This is a genomic window from Burkholderia sp. 9777_1386 (genome assembly GCF_015712265.1).
Classification (GTDB): domain Bacteria; phylum Pseudomonadota; class Gammaproteobacteria; order Burkholderiales; family Burkholderiaceae; genus Burkholderia; species Burkholderia cenocepacia.
On record NZ_JACCQB010000009.1, the window covers coordinates 1 to 14,210 of the forward strand.

The 14,210-nt window shown below is 67.4% G+C and carries 15 protein-coding genes and 1 pseudogene; 11 read left to right on the forward strand and 5 right to left on the reverse strand.

The features are described from left to right. Positions 1–26 precede the first annotated feature (26 nt). A complete protein-coding gene (locus H0X91_RS09580; RefSeq protein ID WP_196432983.1) occupies positions 27–3,266 on the reverse strand; it encodes an efflux RND transporter permease subunit in 3,240 nt (1,079 codons plus the stop codon). A gap of 208 nt (positions 3,267–3,474) precedes the next feature. On the opposite strand from H0X91_RS09580, the gene H0X91_RS09585 reads away from it, so the two are divergent. The 3 genes from H0X91_RS09585 (at position 3,475) to H0X91_RS09595 (ending at position 4,601) form a co-directional block, all read left to right on the forward strand. Next, positions 3,475–3,720, forward strand: a complete 246-nt coding sequence (locus tag H0X91_RS09585) for an AbrB/MazE/SpoVT family DNA-binding domain-containing protein (protein WP_012493780.1) — start codon at positions 3,475–3,477, stop codon at positions 3,718–3,720. Next, complete coding sequence (locus tag H0X91_RS09590) at positions 3,717–4,115, forward strand: PIN domain-containing protein (RefSeq protein WP_006484379.1); 399 nt, start codon at positions 3,717–3,719, stop codon at positions 4,113–4,115. Before H0X91_RS09585 ends, H0X91_RS09590 begins: the two co-directional genes overlap by 4 nt. A gap of 180 nt (positions 4,116–4,295) precedes the next feature. Continuing rightward, on the forward strand, positions 4,296–4,601 hold the full coding sequence (locus H0X91_RS09595) for a DUF4148 domain-containing protein (protein ID WP_077057143.1): 306 nt from the start codon (positions 4,296–4,298) through the stop codon (positions 4,599–4,601). Positions 4,602–4,672: 71 nt separating this feature from the next. Here H0X91_RS09595 and ansP read toward each other — a convergent pair whose 3' ends face one another. Beyond that, entirely contained in the window at positions 4,673–6,163 is a 1,491-nt protein-coding gene (gene ansP / locus H0X91_RS09600; protein ID WP_196432984.1) for an L-asparagine permease, read from the reverse strand. A 471-nt stretch (positions 6,164–6,634) separates the two neighbouring features. On the opposite strand from ansP, the gene H0X91_RS09605 reads away from it, so the two are divergent. The 6 genes from H0X91_RS09605 (at position 6,635) to H0X91_RS09630 (ending at position 10,318) form a co-directional block, all read left to right on the forward strand. Beyond that, a complete protein-coding gene (locus tag H0X91_RS09605; RefSeq protein ID WP_012337456.1) occupies positions 6,635–7,441 on the forward strand; it encodes a transporter substrate-binding domain-containing protein in 807 nt (268 codons plus the stop codon). 89 nt (positions 7,442–7,530) lie between these two features. After that, positions 7,531–8,217 (forward strand): amino acid ABC transporter permease, encoded by a 687-nt coding sequence (locus tag H0X91_RS09610; RefSeq protein WP_006484385.1) that lies wholly within the window; start codon positions 7,531–7,533, stop codon positions 8,215–8,217. After that, positions 8,214–8,864, forward strand: a complete 651-nt coding sequence (locus H0X91_RS09615) for an amino acid ABC transporter permease (RefSeq protein ID WP_006484388.1) — start codon at positions 8,214–8,216, stop codon at positions 8,862–8,864. The genes H0X91_RS09610 and H0X91_RS09615 overlap by 4 nt, the downstream gene beginning before the upstream one ends. Continuing rightward, positions 8,851–9,600, forward strand: a complete 750-nt coding sequence (locus tag H0X91_RS09620; RefSeq protein WP_006493844.1) for an amino acid ABC transporter ATP-binding protein — start codon at positions 8,851–8,853, stop codon at positions 9,598–9,600. The genes H0X91_RS09615 and H0X91_RS09620 overlap by 14 nt, the downstream gene beginning before the upstream one ends. Positions 9,601–9,773: 173 nt before the next feature. Further along, a complete protein-coding gene (locus H0X91_RS09625) occupies positions 9,774–10,052 on the forward strand; it encodes a DUF4148 domain-containing protein (protein ID WP_062886082.1) in 279 nt (92 codons plus the stop codon). Then, the gene (locus H0X91_RS09630; protein WP_012493778.1) at positions 10,049–10,318 is read left to right on the forward strand and encodes a hypothetical protein; all 270 of its coding nucleotides are present in this window, start codon (positions 10,049–10,051) and stop codon (positions 10,316–10,318) included. Before H0X91_RS09625 ends, H0X91_RS09630 begins: the two co-directional genes overlap by 4 nt. Here the strand turns inward: H0X91_RS09630 and H0X91_RS09635 are convergent. Beyond that, complete coding sequence (locus tag H0X91_RS09635) at positions 10,246–11,388, reverse strand: FAD binding domain-containing protein (RefSeq protein ID WP_077057082.1); 1,143 nt, start codon at positions 11,386–11,388, stop codon at positions 10,246–10,248. The two genes, H0X91_RS09630 and H0X91_RS09635, sit on opposite strands and share 73 nt — an antisense overlap. Positions 11,389–11,430: 42 nt before the next feature. Then, the gene (locus H0X91_RS09640) at positions 11,431–12,306 is read right to left on the reverse strand and encodes an alpha/beta fold hydrolase (RefSeq protein ID WP_006484390.1); all 876 of its coding nucleotides are present in this window, start codon (positions 12,304–12,306) and stop codon (positions 11,431–11,433) included. A 308-nt stretch (positions 12,307–12,614) separates the two neighbouring features. Between H0X91_RS09640 and H0X91_RS09645 the strand changes: the two genes are divergently transcribed. Beyond that, positions 12,615–12,851 (forward strand): DUF1427 family protein, encoded by a 237-nt coding sequence (locus tag H0X91_RS09645; RefSeq protein WP_058903727.1) that lies wholly within the window; start codon positions 12,615–12,617, stop codon positions 12,849–12,851. Then, positions 12,833–13,570, forward strand: coding sequence for a YoaK family protein (locus H0X91_RS09650; RefSeq protein ID WP_058903726.1), 738 nt, complete (start codon positions 12,833–12,835; stop codon positions 13,568–13,570). Before H0X91_RS09645 ends, H0X91_RS09650 begins: the two co-directional genes overlap by 19 nt. Here H0X91_RS09650 and H0X91_RS34955 read toward each other — a convergent pair. Continuing rightward, positions 13,524–14,179 (reverse strand): annotated as a pseudogene (locus H0X91_RS34955) (LysR family transcriptional regulator). The gene H0X91_RS09650 and the pseudogene H0X91_RS34955 sit on opposite strands and share 47 nt — an antisense overlap. Positions 14,180–14,210: the final 31 nt, after the last annotated feature.

Sequence of the window (14,210 nt, forward strand, 5' to 3'; positions counted from 1 at the left end):
GGATGAGAAGGGGCGGGCGTCCGCGCTCAACGCAGCGCCGGCGTATCGGGTGCGTGCTGCGCGTGCCGCGCTGCCGCGGCGTCGCGACGCCGGGCGAGCCACGCATGGACGAAGCCGAACAGCACCGGCACGAACAGCAGCGTCGACACCGTGCCGAACGCGAGGCCGCCGATCACCGCGCGGCCGAGCGGGGCGTTCTGCTCGCCGCCGTCGCCGAGGCCGAGTGCCATCGGCAACATGCCGATCAGCATCGCGAGCGCGGTCATCACGACGGGCCGGAAGCGGTTGAAGCCCGCGTCGAGCGCCGCTTGCCATGGCGGCGCGCCGGCCGCGAGCAACTCGCGCGCTGCGTTCACGACGAGAATGCTGTTCGCGGTCGCGATGCCGATGCACAGGATCGTGCCGGTCAGCGCGGGCACCGACAGCGTGGTGCGCGTGACGAACAGCATCCATGCGATGCCGGCGAGCGATGCCGGCAGTCCGCCGACGATCACGAGCGGATCGAGCCACGACTGGAAGTTCACGACCATCAGCAGGTAGACCAGCGAGATCGCGAGCGCGAGGCCGCCGAGCAGCCCCGCGAACGACTCGTGCATCGCCTGCACCTGGCCGCGCAGCACGATCGACGCGCCGGGCGGCAGTTGCGCGCGCGCGGCGTCGACGAGCTTCGTCACGTCGCCCGTGACGCCGCCGAGGTCGCGCCCCTGCACGGACGCGAAGATGTCGAGCACCGGCTGCACGTTGTAGTGCGACACCACGGCCTGCTGCGTCGCGCGCGAGAACGAGCCGAGCGCGCCGAGCAGGTTCTGCGCGGGCGCGCCCGCGGCCGGGCCGCCGGCCGGCGTCTGCGGCGAGCGGGCGGTGCCGGCGGGCAGCGGCACGTTCGCGAGCGACTGCAGCGAATTCACCGTGTACTGCGGCGTCTGCACGAGCACCGGGTAGCTGACGCCGTTGCGCGGATCGAGCCAGAAGTTCGGCGTCGTCTGCGAGCTGCCGGACAGCGCGATCAGCAGGTTCTGCGCGACGTCGCGCTGGTCGAGACCGGCCTGGATCGCCTTCGTACGATCGACGTTCACGTTGATAGCGGGTTCGTCGCCGGGCTGCTGGATGCGCGCGTCGACGAGCCCGCGCACGCCGCGCAGCTTCGCGAGCAGCGCGTTCGCGACCGCGCGGTTCTGGTCGAGCTTGTTGCCGACGATCTGGATGTCGATCGGCGCGGGCAGTCCGAAGTTGAGGATCTGGCTGACGATGTCGGCCGGCAGGAACGCGAACGTCACGCCGGGGAACGCCTGCGCGAGCACGTTGCGCAGCTTCGCGACGTACGCGGCGGTCGACGCGTGATCCGGCTTCAGCGTGACGAGCACGTCGGCGTCCTCGGTGCCGATCGGGTCCGACGAGTCGTACGTGAGGTTGATCCCGCTCACCGGCACGCCGATGTTGTCGAGTACACCCGCGAGCTGGTTCGCCGGAATCGCGCTGCGGATCTTCGCTTCCACTTCGTCGGTGAGCCGCGCGGTTTCCTCGATCCGCGTGCCGGTCGGCGCGCGCAAATGCAGGCGAATCTCGCCGGTGTCGACCGACGGAAAGAAGTCCTGCCCGGCGAACGCGTAGAGGCCCGTCGATGCGACGCAGGCGAGCAGGAACGCGGCCGCGAAGCGGCGCCGCCGCGCGATCGCCGCCGACAGCAGCGCGCGATAGCGCAGCCGCACGGCCTCGAAGCGATGCTCGAACGCGGCCTGGAACCGCGCGATGCGTGCGAATGCGCCGCGCGGCGGCCGGCCGCTGCCTTTGGCGCGCATCAGCGCCATCGCAAGCGTCGGCACCAGCGTGCGCGAGAAGAAGTACGACGCGATCATCGCGAAGATCACGGCTTCGGCGAGCGGCACGAACAGATAGCGCGCGACACCCGTGAGCAGGAACATTGGCACGAACACGATGCAGATCGACAGCGTCGACACGAAGGTCGGCACCGCGATTTCGCCCGCGCCGGTCAGGATGGCCTCCTCGAGCGGCGCGCCGAGCTCGAGATGATGCGTGATGTTCTCGATCGCGACGGTCGCGTCGTCGACGAGAATGCCGACCGCGAGCGCGAGCCCGCCCAGCGTCATGATGTTGATGGTCTGCCCGAGCACGGACAGCGCGAGCAGCGACGTGAGCACCGCGAGCGGGATCGTGATCGCGATGATCAGCGTCGCGCGCCAGCTGCCGAGGAACAGCAGGATCATCAGCGCGGTCAGGCACGCGGCGATCAGCGCTTCGCGCACGACGCCCTGGACCGCCGCCTTCACGAATACGGACTGATCGTCGAGCGGCGCGATGCGCAGCGTGTTCGGCAACCCGGCCGCGATCTTCGGCAGCATCGCCTTCACCTGGTCGATGATCGTCAGCGTCGATGCGCTGCCGGTCTTCTCGACCGTCAGCAGCGCCGCGCGCTTGCCGTCCACCCGCACGATGTTGGTCTGCGGCGCGTAGCCGTCGCGAACGTGCGCGACGTCGCGCACGTACACGACGTTGCCGCCGATCGTCTTCACCGGCAGGTCGTTCAGCGCGGCGACCGTCTGCGTGCTGCCGTTCATCTGCACGTTGTATTCGTGCGTGCCGATTTTCGCGGTGCCGCCCGGCAGGATCAGGTTCTGCGCGTTGATCGCGTTCACGACGTCGATCGGCGCGAGCCCCTTCGCCTGCAGCGCGCGCGTATCGAGATCGACGACGATCTGGCGGATCTTGCCGCCGAACGGCAGCGGCACCGCCGCGCCCTGGACGGTCGCGAGCTGCGTGCGGATGAAGCTGTTGCCGAGGTCGTACAGCTGCTGCTCGGCGAGCGTGTCGCTCGACAGCCCGAGCTGCAGGATCGGCACCGTCGACGCGTTGTACGTGATGATGTTCGGCGGCAGCGTGCCGGGCGGCAGGATGCGCAGGATCGACGCGGCGTTGCTCGCGGCTTGCGCGATCGCGCGATTGATGTCGGCGCCCGGGTGGAAGAACACCTTCACGACCGACACGCCGTTCAGCGATTGCGACTCGATGTGCTCGATGTCGTCGACGTCGGACGTGAGCGCGCGTTCGTAGTTCGACGTGATCCGCTTGGCCATGTCCTCGGCGGAGAAGCCGTTGTACGACCAGACGATGCTGACGACCGGAATGTCGATGTTCGGAAAGATGTCGGTCGGCGTGCGCAGCAGTGCCAGCGGCCCCGCGATGAAGATCAGCAGCGCGAGTACGACGAACGTGTAGGGCCTGCGTAACGCCAGCCGGACGATCCACATGATGGTGCTCCTCGAAGCAGGGCTCGGATGCGCATTCGATGCGACGAGCACGCAGTCTGCCGGCGCGGCGTTGACCCGACCCTGACTCGAGGATTACGAAACCGTTATCTGTGCGGGCGCACTGCAGCGTCGGCGGTGGTCGCCGGTAGCTCGCCCTTGCTTTTTCATATTCCTTACCATAAAGTAAGGAATATTGGAGGTGCCGCAAATGACAGCAGCTACTATTACTTCAAAGGGTCAGGTGACCATTCCGGTGGATGTACGCAATCAACTAGGCCTGGAGTCCGGAGACCGGATCGAATTCAGCTTCAACGAGGCAACGGGCCGGTATGAGATCTACCCGGCCACGCGCTCGCTCGCCTCGCTCAAGGGCATCGTGAAAAAGCCCGAGAAATCGGTGTCAATCGAGGACATGAATCGGGCCATCGCCGAACAGGGAGCGTCCGCGCGATGATAGGACTGGATACGAACGTGCTGGTCCGCTATTTCGCTCAAGACGATGCCGTGCAATCAAAGAGGGCGACCGCGCTGATGGAGTCGTTGTCGGCGGAGCGTCCGGGGTACGTTTCGCAGGTGGCGCTGGTCGAGGTCGTCTGGGTGCTGGGACGTTGCTACGGCGTAGAGCGCGAACAGATAACAGACATCATCGACTCGATGACCGCTACGAAGGAACTGGCCGTTGAAGGCGCTGACACGGTGCGAAAGGCACTTCGCGTTTTCGCGGCATCACCGAAGGCGGATTTTGCGGATTGCCTGATCGAGCGGTCGGCACACGTCGTCGGGTGCGAGTACACAGCAACCTTCGACGTGGCCGCCTCAAAGGTCGCTGGCATGCGGTTGATAAAGTAATCACGGCGCAAGCCGACGATAGAAGAACGGGCGATCAGATAACAAAACCGTAATCGAAGCCTCACCTTCAGGAAAGCGCGCGAATCGCAGAATGGACTCAACTCTTCATCGCATCGATGGGGAGCGGAGGTCCGGCCTGATCTGCGGACGCGAACACGCCATCTTTGAGAGGTGAACATCATGAACAACCTGATTCGTGCAGTCCTGCTGTCCTGCGCACTGAGCGCACCGATCGTCGCATTTGCGCAAACCACCGACCATGCGGTTACCCGCGCCGAGGTGCGTGCCGATCTCGTCCGCGTCGAAAAGGCCGGTTATCGTCCCATCGGCACCGATCCGTACTATCCGGAGGACATCCAGGCCGCGGAGGCGAAGGTCGCCGCGCAGCAAGCGCAATCGGCCGCTGCCCAGCCGACCGACGCGGCCAGGACGGCGACATCATCGCTCGCGTCGCTCGACACGCAGCCGTTGTACGAGCATCACTGAGCGCGGTTGGCGACCGCCGTCGGAAACCCGGCGGCGGTTCCTTCAACGGACGGCGCGCATGCCGTAGCGAGTCAGTTCTCGCCTTTCTCGAGCACGTTCTGCGTGAGCGTGATCGACGGAATCGTCGGCTTGAGCAGCGCGCGGCGCGCGCGGCGGCTCAGCCACTTCCAGCCGGCCACGAGCAGCAGCGCGACCAGCGGGATCGACGCGATCGTCCACGTCCCGTTCGGGTAGTCGAACGCCATCAGCACCAGCACGCCGAGCAGGAACAGCAGCATGAGCCACGACGTGACGGGCGCGCCCGGCATCCTGAACGACACGTCTTCCACGTCGCCGCGCCTGACCGCGGCGCGGAACTTCATCTGGCACACGACGATGAAGCCCCAGGTGCTGATGATGCCCAGCGACGCGATGTTCAGCACGATCTCGAACACGCTCGACGGCACGAGGTAGTTGAGCAGCACGCCGACCACGTAGATCGCGACCGTCACCAGAATGCCTGCGTACGGGACGGATTGCCCGCTCATTCGCGCGAGGAACGCGGGGGCGGAGCCGCCCATCGACAGCGAACGCAACACGCGCCCCGTCGAATACAGGCCGGAGTTGAGGCTCGACAGCGCGGCCGTGAGCACCACCAGGTTCATCACCGAGCCGATGCCCGGCACGCCGAGCGCGCCGAAGAACGTGACGAACGGGCTCTGGCCCGCCTTGTACGCGCTCCACGGCAGCAGGCAGACCAGAAGAACCACCGATGCGACGTAGAAGATCGCGATGCGCCAGATCACGTTGTTGATCGCGCGCGGCAGCACCTTGCGCGCATCCTTGCATTCGCCGGCGGCCGTACCGACCAGTTCGACGCCCGCGAACGCGAACACCACGCCCTGCACCAGCACCAGCGCCGGCATCAGCCCGTGCGGAAAGAACCCGCCGTTGTCGGTGATCAGATGCATGCCGGTGCCATGACCGGCGACCGGCATGCCCGTGCCGAGGATCGCCGCGCCGATCACGAGAAACAGCACGATCGCAGCGACCTTGATCAGCGCGAACCAGAACTCCATCTCGGCGAACCACTTCACGCCGATCAGGTTCATCGTCGCGACGATGCACAGCGCGACGAGCGCGAAGATCCACTGCGGCACGGCCGCGAACGGCGCCCAGTAGTGCATGTAGAGCGCGACGGCGGTGATGTCGACGATGCCGGTCATCGCCCAGTTCAGGAAGTACATCCAGCCGGCGACGAACGAGGCCTTTTCGCCGAGGAACTCGCGCGCGTACGACACGAAGCTGCCGCTGCTGGGGCGATGCATCACGAGTTCGCCGAGTGCGCGCAGGATCAGGAACGAAAACGCGCCGCACACCAGATAGACGATCGCGAGCGCCGGGCCGGCGGCCTGCAGCCGCGCGCCGGCGCCGAGAAACAGCCCGGTGCCGATGGCCCCGCCGATCGCGATCATCTGCACCTGTCGATTGCCGAGGGTCTGGTGATAGCCGGCTTCGTGCGATTCGAGCCAGCTGCGTTTGTCGGTTTCGCCGGTTGTCGACGGGTCGGGAATCGATGCCATGACGGTATCCTCGCGCGCGGATGGGATTGGATTCGCCTCGATCGCGGGACGATCGGGGCCACCGGTACCGGAGGAGCAGCGCACCGAATCGAGCGCGCCCGTCCTGATCGCGATTCGTCGGACGTGACGAAAGGCACGGTACGTCGCGAACGTATTCAGCCGTAATTCCCGTCACAAACGGAATGCAAATTTGGACTGGGCCTGTTCGAATCCGTGCATAGGGCCGCGGCGACGGGTGAACCAGATAGGTAATTTGGTGCGCCGGCGCGCGCTGCGAGGGCAACCGTTACCGACGGCGCCGGTTCGTGCACCGAAATGAGGAATTCGGCACGCCGAGCGGTTCGCCGAAATTTCCGTCTCGTGCCGGCGGGGCAAGCGTTTGACGGCAATGGCCCGGTTTTTGCTGGAGTGGTGTGGACCGCGCAATCGTTGCGCGTCGCTCGACGACATACCAGACAAGGAAGATTCACCGTGAGCCCGACGACCCGACCGTTCCCCCGACGCACCTGGCTAGCTGCGCTGCTCGCCGCTCCCGTGATCGCGCTGTTCGCCGCCGCGCCGGCCCATGCCGATGCGCTCGACACCATCGCGAAAAACGGCACGCTGCGCGTCGCGGTGCCCGAGGACTATCCGCCGTTCGGTTCGGTCGGCACGGACATGCAGCCGCAGGGCTACGACATCGACATGGCAGGACTCCTCGCCAAGTCGCTCGGCGTCAAGCTGAAGCTGGTGCCCGTAAACAGCGCGAACCGGATTCCGTACCTGACGACCAACAAGGTCGACATGGTGATCTCGTCGCTCGGCAAGACGCCGGAGCGCGAGAAGGTCATCGACTTCTCGAGCGCATACGCACCGTATTTCCAGGGCGTGTTCGGGCCGTCCGACGTGAAGGTGAGCACGCCGGCCGACCTCACCGGCAAGACGGTCGGCGCGACGCGCGGCGCGCTCGAGGAGATCGCGCTGTCGCAGCTCGCGCCGAACGCGACGATCAAGCGCTTCGAGGACAACAACGCGACGATCCAGGCGTTCCTGTCGGGGCAGGTCCAGTTGATCGCGGCCGGCAACATCGTCGCGGCGGCGATTCTCGCGAAGAATCCGCCGCGCCGCCCCGAGGTCAAGTTCGTGATCAAGAATTCGCCGTGCTTCGTCGGCGTCAACAAGAACGAACCACGCCTGCTCGCGAAGATCGACGATGCGATCGCGCATGCGAAGCAGGACGGCTCGCTGGGCGAGATGTCGCGCAAGTGGCTCGGCCAGCCGTTGCCGGCCGGACTGTGACGCATCGCCGTGTCGCCGGATACGTCGCCGCGGCCGGGGTGCCCGGCGTGGCGCGTGTCGTTGTCCGAACCTGAATTTATCCCCGTCCCATGAGCTACCAGCTTCAATTCGGCGAGCTCGCCGAGTACGTCGGCGTGTTCGCGAGCGGCGCGGCGATCACGCTCGCGCTGACCGCGGTTGCGACCGTGCTGGGCGTCGCCGTCGGCGTGCTCGGCGCGGCCGCGTACAGCGCCGACGCGCGCGCGGCCGTGCGACTGCGCCCGCTGATCGGCGCGTACGTCGAGGCGATTCGCAATACGCCGTTCGTCGTCCAGCTGTTCTTCATCTTCTTCGGCTTGCCGGCGCTCGGCGTGCACATCGACGAGTACACGGCCGCGATCCTCGCGATGACGCTCAATCTCGGCGCGTACTCGGTCGAGATCGTGCGCGCCGGCGTGGCCGCCGTGCCGAAAGGGCATCTCGAGGCCGCGTCCGCGCTGGCGATGTCGCGCGCGCAGATGCTGCGTCACGTCGTGTTGCCGCAGGCGCTCGCCAAGGTATTTCCCGCGCTGTCGAGCCAGATCGTGATCACGATGCTCGGCTCGGCCGTCGTGTCGCAGATCTCGGTGGCCGATCTGACCTATGCGGCCAGCTACATCCAGTCGCGCAACTTCCGCGCCTTCGAGACGTACTTCGTGATCACGCTCGCGTATCTGGCGATGGCGCTGCTGCTGCGCGCCACGCTTGGCGCGATGGGCCGCCGCCTGTTCACCCGTCGCGTGCGAGGTGCGCGATGACCGATTTCACGTTGGGGCAGATTCTCGCGAACCTGCTGCTGGCCGCGCGCTGGACGATCGTGCTGTCGATCGTGTCGTTCGTGACGGGCGGCCTGGTCGGCCTCGGCTTGCTCGTGATGCGCGTATCGGGCTCGACGGTGCTGCGCGGCGTCGCGAAGCTCTATATCGAGGTGTTCCAGGGCACCCCGTTGCTGATGCAGTTGTTCATCGTGTTCTTCGGCCTGCCGCTCGTCGGGCTCGACGTGCCGCCGTGGGTCGCGGCCACGGCCGGGCTCACGTTCTTCACCAGCGCGTATCTGGCCGAGATCTGGCGCGGCTGTGTCGAGGCCGTGCCGAAAGGCCAGTGGGAGGCGTCGGCCAGCCTGGCGATGAGCTACGTCGAGCAGTTGCGTCACGTGATCCTGCCGCAGGCCGCGCGCATCGCGATCGCGCCGACGGTCGGTTTCGGCGTGCAGGCCGTGAAGGACACGGCGCTGGTGTCGATCATCGGCTTCACCGAGCTGACGAAGGTCGGCATCGCGATCTCGAACGCGACGTTCCGGCCGTTCGTCGTGTATGGCCTCGTCGCGCTGATCTATTTCGCGCTCTGTTATCCGCTTACCCGTTATGCGCGCACGTTGCAAAGGAGATGGCATGCCGCTCGTTGAAACCCGGGGTCTCGAAAAGAACTTCGGCACCCATCATGTGCTCAAGGGCATCGATTTCTCCGTCGAGCGCGGGCAGGTCGTCTCGATCATCGGCCGCAGCGGCTCGGGCAAGAGCACGCTGCTGCGCACGCTCAACGGGCTCGAGAGCATCGACGCGGGCACGATCTCGGTCGACGGCGAACGCGTCGATGCACGGCATGCGGATTTGCGCGCGCTGCGGCTGAAGGTCGGCATGGTGTTCCAGCAGTACAACCTGTTTCCGCACCTGAGCGCGGGTCAGAACGTGATGCTCGCGCAGTCGGTGGTGAAGAAGGCGCACCGCCAGCAGGCACGCGCGATCGCGGAACTGATGCTCGAGCGCGTCGGCCTCGGCGACAAGTTCGACGCGTTTCCGGAACAGTTGTCGGGCGGCCAGCAGCAGCGCGTCGCGATCGCGCGGGCGCTCGCGATGAAGCCGAGCGTGCTGCTGTGCGACGAAATCACGTCCGCGCTCGATCCGGAGCTCGTCGGCGAGGTGCTGGGCGTGGTCGAGCAACTCGCGCGCGAGGACATGACGCTGATCATGGTCACGCACGAGATGAACTTCGCGCGTGCGGTGAGCGACCGGATCGTGTTCATGCATCAGGGGCGCGTGTGGGAGAGCGGGACGGCCGACGAGATCTTCGAGCGGCCGCAGACGGTGGAGTTGACGCGGTTTCTGGGCAGCGTCCGAAACACCGAAACCGTGACGCGCTGACCGGCGCTGCGGTGCAGCCCGGCCGCGATAGATGACAGGACCGTAATCGAAGCCTCACCTTCCGGACAGCGCGCGAATCGCAGAATGGACACCACTCCTCATCGCATCGATGCGGAGCGGATGTCCGGCCTGATCGGCGGACGCTAACACGCTATCTTCGAGAGGTGAACATCATGAACCACCTGATTCGTGCGGCATTGCTTTCCTGTGCGCTGAGCGCACCGATCGTCGCATTTGCGCAGACCACCGGCCATCCGGTCACGCGGGCCGACGTGCGCGCCGACCTGATTCAGGCGGAGCGCGACGGGTCGCTGCCGACGTTGAACACGGACTATCCGCCGAGCGCGCAGACGATCGCGCGCAATCGCGAGCTGTATGCGATCGCGCATGGCGGCCGGCACTCGGCAATGACCGCGACGTCGGGCGCCGTATCGACCGCGAGCGCGCAATGAAGCGGGGCGCCGTATCGAGACGCGTGACGGGGCTGGCGATCGCCGCGTGGCTCGCGGCGGTCGCGACCCCGGTTTTCGCGCGCGGGCAGCCGCAGCTGCCCGATGACGACGGCGGGCGCGCCAGCGTGCTGCGCGCACTGAATCCCGGATTCGATCCGCAGCGCCATGCAGTCGACCCCCGGCCGGCGCATGTTCACGCCGCGCCCATCAGCCGCGCGCCGAGTGCGATCCCGCGCGCGGCGATCGATGCGCTGGCGGCGCGCTGACGGGCGTCCCAGCCCGCCAGCGCGGCATCGAACGCGGCGCCGCGTGTGACTTTGCGCACTGCTTCGGCGAGGCCGACCGCGTCCTCCGCCGCTTTCGCGACGCCCGCCGCCGTGTGCGGGCGCACGATGCAGGCGGCATCGCCGAGCAGCACCGCGCGCCCGAAAGCCATCCGCTCGACCGCGAGATCGAGGATCGCCTGCGCGAACGGCGCGGTGGTTGCATCGACGAGCGCGGCGAGCGTCGGCGCGAGCATCCGGTCGGCGGCGTCGACGAGTTCCGCGCGGTGGTCGTCGCGCATCGCGCCGGGTGGCAGCGACCCGTCGCGTTGCGTGCCGTCGCGCGCAACGAACAGCGACGGCATCCGGTCGGATGCGAGACGCCGGTACCACACCCAGTTCACGCGCCGTTTGCCCGGTTCGATCGTGCCGTCGGCGCCGGGCACCAGATAGGTCAGGAACAGGTGCCGGTCGCCTTGCTGGAACGTGAAGCGTTCGCGCAGCAGAACCAGCACCTGCTCGGGCAGCGTGCGTTCGTCGACGAGCCCGCGCCACGCGACATAGCCCGCATACGTCGGCCGCACGTCCGGCAGCAATTGCGCGCGTACGGTCGAGCGGCCGCCGTCCGCGCCGATCAGCAGGTCGGCCGTCTCGGCGCGGCCGCTCGCGAAATGCGCGACGATCCGCTCGCCGTCCGGTTCGAACCGTTCGAACGCGTCGCCCGCGTGGATGACGCCGGCGGGCAGCGCACGCTTGAGCGCCGTGTAGATCACGTTCCAGCCCGTCTGCGTCTGCGGCATCGCGAAGCGCTGCACGATCCGGTCGTGCGCATCGACGTAGATCCGGTCGATCGAATCGACGCTTGCCTCGCGCGGCAGCAGCACACCGCCGAACGCGAACGCGCGCTCGATCGGCGGTTGCAGCACGATGCCGCCGCCGCGGCTGTCGAGTGCGTGCGGCGATTGCTCGAAGACGCGGACGTCCCAGCCGGCCGCGCGCAGCGCGGTCGCCGCGAACAGCCCGCCGACCGATCCGCCGGCGATGACGGCCTTGCGGCCCGCTCCGTGTTCCATCCGATGTTCCCCCCGATGATGCCGTGTGCGGCGCGCGTGGCGTCAGCCGGCCCAGCCGCGCAGGAAATCGAGCAGCAGCGCGTTCACGCGCTCGGGCTGCTCCTCGTGCGGCAGATGCCCGCACTGCGCGATCGGCTCGGCACGCAGGTGGGTCGCCATGCCTTCCCATACGGCCTTCATGTCGAACATCTTGCCGACCGCGTAGAAATCCTCGCCCCAGATCGCCATGGTCGGGCACGCGATCCTGACGTCCGCATCGACGAGGTCCTGCTGCACGTCTTCCGCGTTCGCACGATAGTCGGCCAGCGCGCCGCGCACGGCCCCCGGGCGTCGGTACGCACGCACGTACGTGTCGAACGCATCGCCCGAGATCGCGTGCGGGTTGTAGCACCAGTCGGCGAAAAAGTAGCTGAGCCATTCGGCTTCCTTGCCGGCGATCAGCGCCTCCGGCAGGTCGGGCACCTGGTGGAACAGGAAGAACCAGTACGCGCGCGCCGTTTGCGCGGTCATGTTCTGCGCGACGATGCGCGTCGGCACGTTGTCCATCACGACGAGCCGCTCGACGCGTTCGGGGAAGTCCTTCGCGAAACGCGTCGCGACGCGTGCGCCGCGATCGTGCCCGACGAGCGCGATGCGCTCGATGCCGAGCGCGTCGAGCAGCGCGGCGAGATCGCGCGCCATGTTGCGCTTGTCGTAGCCGGCCGCGGGTTTGTCGGTTTCGCCGTAGCCGCGCAGGTCGGGCACGATCACGCGATAGTGCCGCGCGAGCACCGGAATCTGGAAGCGCCATGCAAAACTGGTTTCGGGGAAGCCGTGCAGCAGCACGACGACGGGCCCCGCGCCGGCATCGATGACGTGCTGGCGGATGCCGTTCGCCGTAACGGTGTGATGGGTGAGTGCGAGCGTGTCGGTCGTCATGGTGAGAATCCCGGTTCGATGCGGACGGTGCGCGATACGGTCGCGTCCGATGCTGTCCGAGCATAGGCCACGCGACGAACGTCGTGGCTGAATCGTTCTGAATCCCGGTGTGAGGCGGCGGCGTGGCGGTCGGTTCGTCGGCGGTCGTCGCGTGCGTGCGTCGCCGCGCCGCACCGCACCGCACGTTCAGAACGATTCAGTTCGCCGCCATGACTTTCAGGGCCGCCTTCCCTAGTCTTGTTCCCGAGCCGCCGCACGAGGCCGAAGCCCTTCGGCCGGCCCGGCCGGCGGTACAACCGGAACGGACCATGCCTTACTTGATCTCGCCGGGAGCCCGCATCGCAGTCGGCCTCCTGCACCCCCTCGTGCGCGTGCAGTCGCCCGCGCCGCCGCTGATCGCGCTGGCGCGCCTGTTCGGCATCGTCGTCCGCGAGCATGCGATCCCGCTCGTGCCGGCGCCGTTGCGTGCGCTCGCCGCGCAGGCTCGCGATGCGGACCCCATCCACAAAACCGCGGAAGCCACGACATGCAACCCGCGCAAGTAACGGCAGCGGGCGCGGCGGCCCCCGATCGCGTGCGCGGCGAGGACGTGTTTCTCGCCTCGATCGCCGGCTACGTCGACACGCTCGGCTTCGTCGCGCTGTTCGGGCTCTTTACCGCGCACGTCACCGGCAACTTCATCCTGATCGGCTCGGGCCTTGCCGGGGTCGGCCAGGGCCTTATGATCAAGTGGCTCGCGTTTCCGGCATTCATCGCGGGCATCGTGGCCGCCCGCGTGCTCGATCACCGGATGCGCGTGCGGGGGCATGGCGTGCGGGCGCGCTCGCTGTACGCACTGCAGACGATCCTGCTGGCCGGATTCATGCTCGCGGGCGTCGCGGCGTCGCCGATCGGCAGTGCCGATGCGCCCGCGACGATCGTCTGCGGGCTGCTGGGTGCCGCGGCAATGGGTGTGCAGAACGCGCACGGCCGGCTGACCGCGCGCACCGTCGTCGCGAACACCGTGATGACCGGCAACGTCACGCAGGCGGTCATCGATGCATTCGACTGGCTGGTGCCGATCGCCGCGCCGGCCGAACGGGAAGCCGCACGCGCGCGGCTGCGACGCACGTTGCCGCCGGTCGCCGGTTTCGCGCTCGGCGCGGGCGCCGGGGCGAGCGCCTACCTGTACGCCGCGTTCTGGGCACTGGCGCTGCCGCTCGCGCTGCTTTGTTTCCTTACCTGGCGCGCCGGCCGGACCGGCGAACCCTCCGCGTCGCGCTGAGCGCCGGTTCCGCACGGCGTTCGTCGCGCACGCGGCGGGCGGCTACAGAAAGCGCAGCAGTGGTGAACCGGTCGACGAGGTCCGGGTGACCGAGCTGTTCGACCCACCAGCGTAACGCGCGCCCGGCTTCGTCGGCGCGCCACGCGATATAGCAATGGGTCGTGCCGCGCATGCCGGTGACTTTTCGCGCGACAAGCCTGCCTTGCGCGATCGCGGGTGCCGCGATGCAGTCCGGGAGCGTACCCACCGCGAGTCCTTCGCATGTAGAACGCGTGGGCGTATGACCACATCATGTCGAATGGCAGTATCTCCACGATGCAGACGCGGACACCGGTTTCCCGACCTTGCTGCGCGCGCTGCGCCTTCCGTTCAGGCTGCTCGGCGGCATGAAGCAGACGACGGCCTTCCTCGACGACGACGCGGCCCGCGCGCGTGAGCTTCGCCCGACGCCCGCTGCGATCGAACAACGCGACGTCGAGATCGCTTTCGCGCTTTTGTACGAGATATGTCAATGCGGACGGCACGCGGTGCACCAACTGCGGCGTCAGAAAACCTACCGGTGCGGTCGATCGCGTCCAGTGCATCGAGTGCTTCGAAAGACAGCTTCATGACGAGTTTTGCTACGACAAGGGCATCAGGC